The sequence below is a fragment of the Paenibacillus lupini genome, from assembly GCF_011761355.1.
Classification (GTDB): Bacteria; Bacillota; Bacilli; order Paenibacillales; family Paenibacillaceae; genus Pristimantibacillus; species Pristimantibacillus lupini.
Window position 1 is genome coordinate 23606 of the sequence record NZ_JAASRW010000014.1, and the last position, 13798, is coordinate 37403.

At 46.7% G+C, this 13798-nt stretch carries 8 protein-coding genes; all 8 read left to right on the forward strand.

Features of this window, described 5'->3' with window-relative positions; genetic code table 11:
- The first annotated feature begins 198 nt into the window (after window positions 1-198).
- The 8 genes from rpoB to FHS17_RS29275 all read left to right on the forward strand — a co-directional run bounded on the left by rpoB (window position 199) and on the right by FHS17_RS29275 (window position 13754).
- Entirely contained in the window at window positions 199-3762 is a 3564-nt protein-coding gene (gene rpoB / locus FHS17_RS29240) for a DNA-directed RNA polymerase subunit beta (RefSeq protein WP_167282832.1), read from the forward strand.
- 92 nt (window positions 3763-3854) lie between these two features.
- Entirely contained in the window at window positions 3855-7481 is a 3627-nt protein-coding gene (rpoC, locus tag FHS17_RS29245) for a DNA-directed RNA polymerase subunit beta' (protein WP_167282834.1), read from the forward strand.
- A 242-nt stretch (window positions 7482-7723) separates the two neighbouring features.
- Window positions 7724-7954 carry a ribosomal L7Ae/L30e/S12e/Gadd45 family protein gene (locus FHS17_RS29250; protein ID WP_167282836.1) on the forward strand — a complete coding sequence of 77 codons (231 nt, stop codon included), beginning with the start codon at window positions 7724-7726 and terminating at the stop codon, window positions 7952-7954.
- A gap of 155 nt (window positions 7955-8109) precedes the next feature.
- Complete coding sequence (rpsL, locus tag FHS17_RS29255; protein WP_015847231.1) at window positions 8110-8529, forward strand: 30S ribosomal protein S12; 420 nt, start codon at window positions 8110-8112, stop codon at window positions 8527-8529.
- A 63-nt stretch (window positions 8530-8592) separates the two neighbouring features.
- Window positions 8593-9063, forward strand: coding sequence for a 30S ribosomal protein S7 (gene rpsG, locus FHS17_RS29260; protein ID WP_091190695.1), 471 nt, complete (start codon window positions 8593-8595; stop codon window positions 9061-9063).
- Between the two features lie 53 nt (window positions 9064-9116).
- Window positions 9117-11192, forward strand: a complete 2076-nt coding sequence (fusA, locus tag FHS17_RS29265) for an elongation factor G (protein WP_167282837.1) — start codon at window positions 9117-9119, stop codon at window positions 11190-11192.
- A 115-nt stretch (window positions 11193-11307) separates the two neighbouring features.
- Window positions 11308-12498, forward strand: a complete 1191-nt coding sequence (tuf, locus tag FHS17_RS29270; protein ID WP_167282839.1) for an elongation factor Tu — start codon at window positions 11308-11310, stop codon at window positions 12496-12498.
- A gap of 188 nt (window positions 12499-12686) precedes the next feature.
- Window positions 12687-13754, forward strand: a complete 1068-nt coding sequence (locus tag FHS17_RS29275; RefSeq protein ID WP_167282841.1) for an ABC transporter substrate binding protein — start codon at window positions 12687-12689, stop codon at window positions 13752-13754.
- The last annotated feature ends 44 nt before the right edge of the window (window positions 13755-13798 follow it).

The window sequence follows — 13798 nt, forward strand, 5'->3', positions numbered from 1 at the left end:
ATTTTTGGCGCGGAATGCATAATACTTGCACATTTGACGTATAATGTTTACATTTTGGGCAAAATTACTTGATATGGAACCATCGCGCCGCGCTGCGTTTGGTTGGCTGCCGGAACACGCTCTTTTTTCGAACTATTCGATAAGGGCTTTTCTTTATTTAAAGTATACGCAGTGATATATCGATGCTGTGAGACAGACATGAGGGGTGAGGTTAAGTTGGCAGGACAACTTGTTCAGTATGGTCGGCGCACGCGGAGAAGTTACGCCCGGATCAACGAGGTGCTGGAAGTCCCGAACCTGATTGAAATCCAACAAAAATCGTACGAAAAGTTCTTGGACAATGACTTGCTTGAGTTATTCCAGGACATTTCGCCGATTCAGGACTTTACGGGCAATCTATCGCTTGAGTTTATCGACTATAGCTTAGGCGAACCGAAATATTCGGTCGATGAATCAAAGGAACGCGATGTGACGTATGCTGCTCCACTACGCGTTAAAGTACGGCTCTTCAACAAAGAAACCGGCGAAGTGAAAGAACAAGAAGTGTTCATGGGCGACTTCCCGCTGATGACAGAGACCGGTACGTTCATTATTAACGGGGCGGAACGTGTTATTGTCAGCCAGTTGGTTCGATCCCCAAGTGTGTACTTCAGCACGAAGGTTGATAAGAACGGGAAGAAAACATACACGGCAACGGTAATTCCGAATCGCGGAGCTTGGCTCGAACTTGAGACGGATGCTAAAGACATCATTTACGTTCGTATTGACCGGACCCGGAAAATACCGGTGACGGTGCTTTTGCGCGCTCTTGGCTTCGGGACCGACGCTGAAATCCTAGAATTGCTCGGCCATGACGAGTATATTCGCAACACGCTGGATAAAGACAACACAGATTCGACTGAGAAAGCGTTGATCGAGATCTACGAACGCCTTCGTCCAGGCGAGCCGCCTACATTGGACAATGCAAAGAGCTTGCTAGTTGCTCGTTTCTTTGATCCAAAACGTTATGATTTGGCTAACGTTGGTCGTTACAAAATAAACAAAAAGCTTCACATTAAGAACCGCCTGTTTAACCAACGTCTTGCTGAGACACTGGTTGATCCAGGTACGGGTGAAATCATCGCAGAAGCAGGACAAATGATTGACCGTCGTCTGCTTGATGAGATCCTCGACAAATTGGAGAAAAACGTCGGCTTCAAAACATATCATGTTGCTAATGGTGTGTTGGATGCAGACAGCATTCCACTTCAAGCGATTAGTGTGTATTCACCGCTTGATGATGCGAAGGTCATTAAAGTTATTGCGAATGGCGTTATTGATAAATCCGTTAAGCATATTACGCCTGCGGATATTATTTCGTCCATTAACTACTTCATTAACCTTCTGCATGGCGTAGGCAACACAGACGATATCGACCATCTCGGTAACCGCCGTTTGCGTTCGGTAGGCGAATTGTTGCAAAACCAGTTCCGTATTGGTCTGTCCCGTATGGAACGTGTTGTTCGCGAAAGAATGTCGATTCAAGACGCTAACGCGATCACGCCGCAAGCTTTGATTAACATTCGACCAGTTATTGCGTCGATTAAAGAATTCTTTGGTTCCTCGCAGCTGTCGCAGTTCATGGACCAAACGAACCCGCTGGCGGAATTGACGCACAAACGTCGTCTGTCTGCACTCGGTCCGGGTGGTTTGACGCGTGAGCGCGCAGGCTTTGAAGTGCGTGACGTCCATCACTCCCACTATGGGCGGATGTGTCCGATCGAAACACCAGAGGGTCCGAACATCGGTTTGATCAACTCCTTGTCGACATTTGCTCGTATTAACGAGTATGGCTTCATTGAGGCGCCTTACCGTTGGGTTGATCCGAAGACTAGTATCGTTACCGAGCAAATCTCGTATTTGACGGCTGACGAAGAGGATAACTACGTTATCGCACAAGCGAACGCGAAGTTGGCAGAAGACGGTAGATTTGTCGACGACAGCGTAATCGTTCGTTATAACAAACAAGCAGATAACATCCTGACTATGCCAAGTGAACGCGTTGACTACATGGACGTATCGCCGAAGCAGGTTGTATCGGTTGCGACAGCGCTCATTCCGTTCTTGGAAAATGACGACTCCAACCGTGCGCTCATGGGATCCAACATGCAACGTCAAGCCGTGCCGCTTCTTATTCCTAAAGCACCACTCGTTGGTACTGGTATGGAACACAAATCGGCAAAAGACTCTGGTGTATGTATTGTGTCCAAGTTTGACGGTGTTATTGAACGAGTTTCTGCAAATGAAATTTGGCTGCGTCGTACTGAAGTTTTGGACGGCAAACAAGTTGTTGGCGATCTCGTAAAACATAAACTGCATAAGTTTATGCGTTCTAACCAAGGAACATGTATTAACCAACGTCCGCTTGTCCGCAAAGGTGATGTGATCAAGGTTGGCGATATCCTCGCTGATGGTCCTTCGACAGAGCAAGGTGAATTGGCGCTTGGCCGTAACGTTGTCGTTGCGTTCATGACTTGGGAAGGCTACAACTATGAGGATGCGATTCTTCTTAGCGAGAAGCTTGTGAAAGAGGATGTTTATACATCCATTCACATCGAAGAATATGAATCCGAAGCACGTGATACGAAGCTTGGACCAGAAGAAATTACGCGCGACATTCCGAATGTCGGCGAAGAAGCGCTTAAGAACCTCGACGAACGCGGTATTATCCGTGTCGGCGCAGAGATTGGCGCTGGCGATATCCTCGTTGGTAAAGTAACACCTAAAGGTGTTACGGAACTGACAGCGGAAGAACGTCTCCTTCACGCGATCTTTGGTGAGAAAGCTCGTGAAGTCCGTGATACATCGCTTCGTGTACCGCATGGTACCGACGGTATCGTTGTAGACGTTAAAGTATTTACTCGTGAGAACGGCGATGAACTGCCACCAGGCGTGAATCAGCTGGTCCGTGTATATATTGCTCAAAAACGTAAAATTTCCGAAGGCGACAAAATGGCAGGACGCCACGGTAATAAAGGGGTTATCGCCCGTATTATGCCTGAGGAAGATATGCCGTTCTTGCCAGACGGCACACCAGTAGAAGTCGTGCTTAACCCACTAGGCGTACCATCACGGATGAACATCGGTCAAGTACTCGAAGTCCATCTGGGTATGGCTTGTAAACAGCTCGGCTTGCATGCTGCAACACCGGTATTCGACGGTGCGCGCGAGTATGACGTATTTGACACAATGGAAGAAGCCGGTATGCAACGTAACGGTAAAACGGTTCTGTACGATGGACGTACAGGTGAATCGTTCGAACGTGAAGTTACAGTTGGCGTCATGTACATGATCAAACTGGCGCACATGGTTGACGATAAAATCCATGCTCGCTCGACTGGTCCTTACTCCCTCGTTACGCAACAACCATTGGGCGGTAAAGCTCAATTCGGTGGTCAGCGCTTCGGCGAGATGGAAGTTTGGGCGCTTGAAGCATACGGCGCTGCCTATACGCTTCAAGAGATTCTTACCGTCAAATCCGATGACGTTGTTGGCCGTGTGAAGACGTATGAATCGATCGTTAAGGGTGAGAACGTACCGGAGCCAGGTGTTCCTGAGTCGTTCAAAGTATTGATCAAAGAGCTTCAATCTCTAGGTATGGACGTTAAGATCCTTTCCGAGAATGAAGAAGAGATCGAGATGAGAGAAATCGATGACGAAGATGACGGTACGAGCGATAAGCTCAACCTGAATTTGGAAGGTGCCGAAGCAGGCGCTGAATAAGATTTGATTATAGGCTGCTCGTCCTTCATCAGAAGGGCGTGCAGCCGCCAATTTGTACGACATAGCCATACATGACGAAGGAGGGTTGCTCCTTGTTGGACGTGAACAACTTCGAGTATATGAAAATCGGGCTTGCCTCGCCGGATAAAATTCGTTCTTGGTCCCGCGGAGAAGTCAAAAAACCGGAGACGATCAACTATAGGACGTTAAAACCGGAGAAAGAAGGTCTTTTCTGTGAGAAGATCTTCGGGCCTACAAAAGACTGGGAATGTCATTGCGGTAAATACAAACGCGTTCGTTATAAAGGCGTAGTCTGTGACCGCTGTGGCGTTGAAGTAACTCGCGCTAAAGTACGCCGCGAGCGTATGGGCCATATCGAGCTTGCTGCTCCTGTATCGCATATCTGGTACTTTAAAGGTATTCCAAGCCGTATGGGCCTTGCGCTTGACATGTCGCCTCGTTCGCTTGAGGAGATTATCTATTTTGCATCCTATGTTACAACCGATCCTGGTGATACGCCGCTTGAGAAAAAACAACTGCTGTCGGAGAAAGAATACCGCAGCTACCGTGAAAAATACGGTTATGGCTTCCAAGCAAGCATGGGTGCAGAAGCAGTTAAGAAATTGCTTCAAGACATCGACGTAGAGAAAGAACTGGAACAGCTTAAAGAAGAATTGCGCACTGCTCAAGGGCAACGTCGTAATCGTGCGATTAAGCGTCTTGAAGTTATCGAAGCATTCCGTAACTCCGGCAATCAGCCGGAATGGATGATTCTCGATGTACTTCCGGTTATCCCGCCAGAGCTTCGTCCGATGGTACAATTGGATGGCGGACGTTTCGCAACGTCTGACTTGAATGACCTGTACCGCCGTGTTATTAACCGTAACAACCGTCTGAAGCGTCTGCTTGACCTTGGTGCACCAGACATTATCGTTCAGAATGAGAAGCGTATGCTGCAAGAAGCAGTTGATGCTCTCATCGATAACGGTCGTCGTGGTCGTCCAGTAACAGGCCCAGGTAACCGTCCTTTGAAATCGCTCAGCCATATGCTGAAAGGTAAACAAGGTCGTTTCCGTCAGAACTTGCTCGGTAAACGGGTTGACTACTCTGGTCGTTCCGTTATCGTAGTAGGTCCAAACCTTAAAATGTTCCAATGTGGTCTTCCAAAAGAGATGGCACTGGAGCTGTTCAAGCCATTCGTTATGAAAGAGCTTGTTAACAAAGGTTTGGCTCATAATATCAAGAGCGCGAAACGTAAGGTTGAGCGCGTTAGCCCAGAAGTATGGGACGTTCTTGAAGAAGTAATCAAGGAGCACCCGGTTCTTCTTAACCGTGCCCCTACGCTTCACCGTCTTGGTATCCAAGCGTTCGAACCGATCTTGGTTGAAGGCCGTGCCATCAAGCTTCATCCGCTCGTATGTACCGCTTATAACGCGGACTTCGACGGTGACCAAATGGCCGTTCACGTACCATTGTCGGCAGAAGCACAAGCTGAAGCACGTCTCCTGATGCTTGCATCGGGTAATATTTTGAACCCGAAAGACGGCAAACCAGTTGTTACACCATCGCAGGATATGGTTCTCGGATCGTATTACTTGACGATGGACAACAAGGAAGCCAAAGGTTCCGGTTCTGTGTTCGCGACTGTGAACGAAGCAATCTCCGCTTATCAGCGTGGTATTGTATCGCTCCATGCTCGTGTATTCGTGCCAGCTAAAGTACTGAAGAAAACGATCTTTACGGAACTGCAGCAGAACTCGCTGATTAGTACAACGGTTGGTAAAGTCATTTTCAACGAGATCTTCCCGGAAGACTTCCCTTACATCAACGAAGCTACTAAAGCGAACTTGCTGCATGGAACACCGGATAAGTATTTCGTATACGAAAAAGGCAGCGACCTGAACAAAATTGTTGACGAATTACCAATTGCCGGCGGTGTCGGTAAAGAGTATCTCGGCAACATCATCGGCGAATGCTTCCGTATCTACCATACAACTTTAACGTCGATTATTCTTGACCGTATTAAACAACTCGGCTTTACGTACTCTACTCGCGCGGGTATTACTGTAGCGGTATCGGACGTAATTGTTCCAGAGGAAAAAGTCGAGATCTTGAAAGAATCCGATGCTAAAGTAGCTGTCGTTATGAATCAGTACCGTCGTGGTCTGATTACAAACGAAGAACGTTATGACCGTGTTATCGAAATTTGGAGTAAATCCAAAGATCAAATTACGGAAATTCTCATGAGATCGATGGACCGTTACAATTCCATCATGCTCATGGTTGACTCCAAAGCACGGGGTAACAAATCGCAGATCGCTCAGCTCGGCGGTATGCGTGGTCTGATGGCGAACCCATCCGGTCGTATCATCGAGTTGCCAATCAAATCGAACTTCCGTGAAGGCCTTACCGTCCTCGAGTACTTCATCTCGACGCATGGTGCGCGTAAAGGTTTGGCCGATACAGCCCTTCGTACAGCTGACTCGGGTTACTTGACTCGTCGTCTGGTTGACGTAGCGCAGGATGTTATCGTTCGTGAAGATGATTGTGGTACAGATAAAGGCTTTGCTGTTAGCAAAATCCAAGATGGTAAAGAAGTTATCGAGGATCTGTATGACCGTATCGAAGGTCGCTATGCATTCGAAACGATTCGTCATCCTAAAACGGGTGAAGTTATCGTTAAGAAAAGCGAGCTTATCGATTCCGGTAAAGCAGATGCGATTATCGATGCTGGTATCGAGAAACTTCAGATCCGTTCGGTGCTTAGCTGCCGTGCGCGTCATGGCGTATGTAAAATTTGCTACGGCCGTAACTTGGCAACAGGCAAACACGTTGAGATCGGCGAAGCGGTTGGTATTATCGCGGCGCAATCGATCGGCGAACCAGGAACACAGCTTACAATGCGTACGTTCCATACCGGCGGTGTAGCCGGCGATGATATTACGCAAGGTTTGCCGCGTATCCAAGAGCTGTTCGAGGCGCGTAATCCGAAAGGTCAAGCGATTATCACTGAGCTCGACGGTGTCGTAAAAGAAATTCGCGAAGCGAAAGACCGTCGCGAAGTTGAAGTACAAGGTGAAGCGGAAACGAAAGTATACGCTATTACGTATGGTTCGCGTATCCGTGTAACCGAAGGCCAGCAAATCGAAGCCGGCGACGAGCTGACAGATGGTTCGATCGACCCTAAAGATATGCTGCGTATTAAAGGTATCCGTGGCGTTCAAAACTACATTTTGCAAGAAGTACAGCGCGTATACCGTAACCAAGGTGTAGAAATCAACGATAAACACGTTGAGGTTATGGTTAAGCAAATGCTTCGCAAAATCCGTATCGTTGACGCTGGGGACACTACGCTTCTTCCAGGCGCATTTGTTGACATTCATGAATACGAAGCAGCTAACCGTGAAGCAATCTTTGCAGGTCTTGAGCCTGCAGTTGCGAAGCCAGTATTGCTTGGTATTACGAAGGCATCCCTTGAGACAGACTCGTTCTTGTCCGCGGCATCGTTCCAAGAAACGACTCGCGTATTGACCGACGCTGCTATCAAAGGTAAAGTCGACCAATTGCTAGGCCTGAAAGAGAACGTTATTATCGGTAAGCTGATCCCGGCTGGTACAGGTATGAACCGTTACCGCAGTATTAAGCTGGTAGGCCTTGAAGATGAGCCGGAAACAACTGAAGAAGGCGAATTGGAATCCGAAGCTGTAACGATTGAATAGAATAGTGTAATAGATGAGAAGAGCGCGGCATCGGCAGGGATGGTTGGTCTTCCCTGTTGATACTCGCTCTTTTACATGTATAATGATTAGTGGGCCTTACCTTTAACCGTCCGAATGAATTATCCATAACTTTGCAATTTGGACAGGGTGTATTACAGCTTGACACTTGTAGATGTAGGTGTTACTATATCGAAGTGTGCCTAATTGTGTGATCGCTCTACCGATGAAGGAAAGGTGATATCATGCAGTTCAAGGTTGGCGCGAAACAGACGACGAAGATGCTTGAGCAAGATAAAGCTATCGAAGTCTATGTAGCTCGTGATGCAGATCCAAGGATGATAGAGAAGATCGTTCATCTTTGCGAGCGGTTGAGTGTTCCGATTAAGTGGGCAGATACGATGCATGAACTTGGGGAGACCTGCGGGATTGATGTCGGAGCTGCTATGGCAGCGCTCATACCTGATGAAGAATAATGAAAACATAATTTTTGTTGGTGCAGAATTGAAAGATGATGGACTGGCGAAAATTTTTATTTGTTCTTTTATGAACCGCCTGGATCTGTGGGCTTAATGATTGGGTTAAATGTCTTGCCATAAATAAGACATAATCATGGGAAGGGGGTGGCAACATGCCAACAATTAATCAGCTGGTCCGTAAAGGCCGCCAAGCTAAAGTCGTAAAATCGAAATCGCCTGCTTTGCAAAGAGGGTTTAACGCTCTGAAACGTGAAGCAACGAATATCAGCGCTCCGCAAAAACGCGGTGTGTGCACTCGTGTAGGTACTATGACTCCGAAAAAACCGAACTCCGCACTTCGTAAATATGCGCGTGTACGTTTGACTAACCGCGTAGAGGTAACGGCGTATATTCCAGGTATCGGTCATAACCTTCAAGAACACAGCGTTGTATTGATCCGCGGTGGACGGGTAAAAGACCTTCCGGGCGTACGTTATCATATCGTTCGTGGCGCATTGGATACTGCGGGTGTAAACAACCGTAACCAATCTCGTTCGAAATATGGTACTAAACGTCCTAAAGTTAAAAAATAATAAGTTGAATACATTCGGATAATATCCGGGTATAACGACTAACTGGGAAAGGGGGACTTTATCATGCCACGCAAAGGTCCTGTAACAAAACGTGATGTATTGCCAGATCCGCTTTATAATAGCAAGCTGGTAACTCGTCTTATCAACCGTATTATGATCGACGGCAAACGCGGTGTTGCTCAAACGCTGTTGTATAATGCTTTCACACTGATCCAAGAACGCACAGGTAAAGATCCAATGGAAACGTTCGAAGCAGCATTGAAAAACATTATGCCAGTACTTGAGGTTAAAGCACGCCGTGTAGGCGGTACTAACTACCAAGTGCCTATCGAAGTAAAACCAGAGCGCCGTACGTCGCTTGGTCTTCGTTGGCTCGTTAACTACTCGCGTAACCGCGGTGAGAAAACGATGGAAGAGCGTCTGGCAGCAGAAATCATGGATGCAGCGAACAACACTGGTGCATCTGTGAAGAAGCGCGAAGACACACACAAAATGGCAGAAGCGAACAAAGCGTTTGCTCACTACCGTTGGTAGGATTTTAAATAATTTGATTGAGTTTAACTCAATACACGAGAGGAGACAAATTCATGTCAAGAGAATTCTCCTTGAAGAATACGCGTAATATCGGGATCATGGCGCATATCGATGCTGGTAAAACGACTACAACTGAGCGTATCTTGTTCTATACAGGCCGTACTCATAAAATCGGTGAAGTGCATGAAGGCGCTGCAACGATGGACTGGATGGAGCAAGAACAAGAACGCGGTATTACGATTACGTCTGCCGCGACGACCGCTCAATGGGATGGTCACCGCATCAATATTATCGACACCCCGGGGCACGTTGACTTCACTGTTGAAGTAGAGCGTTCCCTGCGCGTATTGGATGGGGCTGTTGGGGTTTTCAGTGCTAAAGAAGGCGTTGAACCACAGTCAGAAACAGTATGGCGTCAAGCTGACCGTTATGGCGTTCCTCGGATCGCTTACATCAACAAGATGGACATTATCGGTGCGGACTTCCTGAATGTTATTAAAGACATGCGCGAGCGTCTGCAAGCGAATGCTGTTGCGATTCAACTGCCGATTGGTGCTGAGAGTGATTTCCTCGGCGTAATCGATATTATTGATCGCGTAGCTTACAAATACAAAGATGATCTCGGGAAAGATCCTGAGAAAATCGAAATTCCTGCTGAATATGCTGACCAAGTAGAAGAGCTTCGTTTGGAGCTTATCGAGAAGGTAGCTGAGCTGGATGAAGAATTAACAATGAAGTATCTGGAAGGCGAAGAAATTACGATTCCAGAACTGAAAGCTGCACTCCGTAAGGGTGTTTGCGAAGTTAAGATCTTCCCAGTAATCGCAGGTTCTTCTTACCGTAATAAAGGCGTTCAAATGATGTTGGATGCAGTTGTTGACTTCCTTCCTTCCCCACTCGATGTTCCTGCTATTAAAGGTACACTCGAAGATGGCGAAGAGGGAGTACGTCATTCTTCTGATGAAGAGCCGTTCGCGGCACTTGCATTCAAAATCATGACTGACCCTTATGTTGGTAAGTTGACGTTCTTCCGTGTATATTCGGGTATCTTGAAATCCGGTTCGTATGTTCTTAATGCAACTAAGAACAAACGTGAGCGGATTGGCCGTATCCTGCAAATGCATGCGAATGCACGTCAAGAAATTGCCGAAGTTTACTCCGGTGATATCGCTGCTGCAGTCGGTCTGAAAGACACGATTACGGGCGACACACTTTGCGATGAGAAGAGCCCGATCATTCTTGAATCGATGAACTTCCCTGACCCAGTTATCTCGGTAGCTATCGAACCAAAAACGAAAGCTGACCAAGATAAACTAGGTATCGCAATTTCCAAACTGGCTGAAGAAGATCCAACGTTCCGTGCTCATACAGACGAAGAAACGAACCAAACGATCATCTCGGGTATGGGTGAGCTTCACCTTGAAATCCTGGTTGACCGTATGCTTCGTGAATTCAAAGTTGAGACAAACGTTGGTAAACCTCAAGTAGCTTACCGTGAGACATTCCGTACTGCGGCTAAGGTTGAAGGTAAATTCGTTCGTCAGTCCGGTGGTAAAGGTCAATATGGTCATTGTTGGGTGGAATTCACTCCGCAAGAGCCAGGTCAAGGCTTCGTATTCGAAAACAAAGTTGTGGGTGGATCTATTCCTCGTGAATTCATTGGTCCTATCCAAGCGGGTATCGAAGAGTCGATGAAGAACGGCGTAATCGCTGGCTTCCCACTCGTTGACGTTAAAGCAACTGTTGTAGACGGATCGTACCATGACGTTGACTCCTCGGAGATGGCGTTCAAAATTGCAGGTTCGATGGCGCTTAAAGCTGCCAAAGAAAAATGTAACCCAGTTCTTCTTGAGCCTATCATGAAGGTTGAAGTTATGGTTCCGGAAGAGTACATGGGCGACGTTATGGGTATGTTGAACTCCCGTCGTGGTCGTATCGAAGGTATGGATACTCGTGCAGGTGCACAAATCATCCGTGCTAAGGTGCCTCTCGCTGAGATGTTTGGTTACTCCACAACTCTTCGTTCCGGTACTCAAGGTCGTGGCGTATTCTCCATGGAGCTTTCGCACTATGAAGAAGTACCACGTTCGATCTCGGAAGAAATCATTTCCAAACACAAAGGCGCTTAATTATTAAGTGACTTAACGATACCTTAGGGTATGCTAGGCTGGGCACAAAGGCTTTATAGCATTTGTGCTTTGCCCACACATAAAACTTTAGTTATATTGAGGAGGATTAAGTTCAATGGCAAAGGCTAAATTTGAACGTAATAAACCGCACGTAAATATCGGTACAATCGGTCACGTCGACCATGGTAAAACTACTTTGACTGCTGCAATCACTACTGTACTTTCCAAAAAATACGGTGGCGCTGCAATCGCTTTTGACCAAATCGACAAAGCTCCAGAAGAGCGCGAGCGTGGTATCACAATCTCGACAGCTCACGTTGAGTATGAGACTCCTAACCGTCACTATGCTCACGTTGACTGCCCTGGTCACGCCGACTATGTTAAAAACATGATCACTGGTGCTGCTCAAATGGACGGCGCAATCCTGGTTGTATCCGCAGCTGACGGCCCTATGCCGCAAACTCGCGAGCACATCCTTCTGTCCCGCCAAGTAGGCGTACCTTACATCGTTGTATTCCTGAACAAATGCGACATGGTTGAAGACGAAGAGCTTCTTGAACTGGTTGAGATGGAAGTTCGCGACCTTCTTAACGAGTATGAGTTCCCAGGCGACGACACTCCAATCATCCGTGGTGCAGCTCGTGAAGCTCTGCAAAACCCAGATGGTCCTTGGGCTGAGAAAATCGTTGAACTGTTCGAACAAGTTGACACTTACATCCCAACTCCTGAGCGCGACACAGCTAAGCCTTTCCTGATGCCTGTCGAGGACGTATTCACAATCACAGGTCGTGGTACAGTTGCAACTGGCCGTATCGATCGTGGTGTGGTTAAAGTTGGCGACGAGATCGAAATCGTTGGTCTTGCTGAAGAAACTCGCAAATCCGTTGTTACGGGCGTAGAAATGTTCCGTAAATTGATGGATTCCGCTCAAGCGGGCGACAACATCGGCGCATTGCTTCGTGGTGTAGACCGTAAAGACATCGAGCGTGGTCAAGTATTGGCTAAACCGGCTTCGGTTAAACCACACACTAACTTCACAGCTCAAATCTACGTTCTGACTAAAGAAGAGGGTGGCCGTCACAAGCCTTTCTTCACTGGTTACCGTCCACAATTCTATTTCCGTACAACTGACGTAACAGGTATCATCAACCTGCCTGAAGGTACTGAAATGGTTATGCCTGGCGATAACATCACAGTTACAGTTGAACTGATCGCTCCAATCGCGGTTGAAGAAGGAACTCGTTTCTCCATCCGTGAAGGCGGCCGTACTGTAGGCGCTGGCGCTGTAGCAACAATCCAAAAATAATAAAGTGCGGCATTAGCCGCGCTTTATCTTAAAAACCCTCTGCCATATGCAGAGGGTTTTTTTATTTAAATTTGTAATTGAATCCATTGACGTATAACTTTACATGCTATTAAAATTGATGGATGGGCGTCAATCGACGTTATTAGTAGTATTCAGACAATATATCCAACTGAGGGGGCAATCTAGAAGTGAAACAGAAATGGTTGGTACCACTTGCTTTAGTACTTTTGCTTATTACAGCAGCATGCGGGAACAGTGCGAAGAACAACGAAGGTAGTAATAATGGAACAAATGCATCTGACGCATCTAACGCGGCAAATTCGCAAGATAAGAAATCATACAAGATTTCTATTTCTCAGATCGTAGAGCATCCATCACTTGACGCTACAAAAGAAGGTTTTCTTGCAGCGCTTAAGGATGCAGGCTTTGTTCAAGGGGAAAACTTGACAGTAGATTTCAATACTGCACAAGGCGATCAAACAAATAACTTGTCTATCGCTCAAAAGATTGCAGGAGCTAAAGCTGATCTTGCTCTTGGTATTGCTACACCTTCTGCACAAGCACTCGTTAATGCTTATGACAAAGCTGGTAATAAAGGTCCAGTATTGTTCGCAGCAGTAACGGATCCTCTTGATGCTAAGCTTGTTACAAATCTTGATGCTCCAGGCGCGAATGTAACAGGTGCTTCTGATACGAACCCTGATGCAGTCATTCAATTAATGGATTTCATTGCGGCTAACTTCCCTGATGTGAAGAAAATTGGTGTGGTTATTAATAAAGGTGAGCCAAATGCCGTTGTTATGACAGCTAACGCTAAACAAGCACTGGCTAAACACAACATTGAACTTGTTGAAGCTGCTGTAACAAACACTTCGGAAGTAAAACAAGCAGGCGAGTCGCTTGTTGGTAAAGTAGACGCGATGTTCATTACTTTGGACAACGTGGTTGTATCCGGTGTTGACGCACTTCTGCAGCTTGCGAAAGAAAACAAAATTCCATTCTTCTCTAGCGATCGCGATACGGTTGAGAAGGGCGCATTCGCAACTGTTGGTTTTAAGTATTACGACCATGGATACCAAGTAGGCCAAATGGCTGCTGAAATTCTGAATGGTAAAAATCCAGGTGAAATGAAAGTGACTACACCTGATAAGCTTGATTTGATTTTGAACCTGAAAGCTGCTGCAGACCAAGGCATCACAGTAACTGATGCGATGAAAGCCGGAGTTAAAGATCCGGATAATAATATTATTCAATAACAACATGAGAACGGGGTAAACGCTCCTTGCGTTCATCCCGTTCT

What these genes read in the sequence shown, in the direction of transcription:
- rpoB (WP_167282832.1), top strand. Translation starts at nt 199, where the DNA reads ATGAGGGGTGAGGTTAAGTTGGCAGGACAACTTGTTCAGTATGGTCGG.
- FHS17_RS29250 (WP_167282836.1), top strand. Translation starts at nt 7,724, where the DNA reads ATGCAGTTCAAGGTTGGCGCGAAACAGACGACGAAGATGCTTGAGCAA.
- rpsL (WP_015847231.1), top strand. Translation starts at nt 8,110, where the DNA reads ATGCCAACAATTAATCAGCTGGTCCGTAAAGGCCGCCAAGCTAAAGTC.
- rpsG (WP_091190695.1), top strand. Translation starts at nt 8,593, where the DNA reads ATGCCACGCAAAGGTCCTGTAACAAAACGTGATGTATTGCCAGATCCG.
- fusA (WP_167282837.1), top strand. Translation starts at nt 9,117, where the DNA reads ATGTCAAGAGAATTCTCCTTGAAGAATACGCGTAATATCGGGATCATG.
- tuf (WP_167282839.1), top strand. Translation starts at nt 11,308, where the DNA reads ATGGCAAAGGCTAAATTTGAACGTAATAAACCGCACGTAAATATCGGT.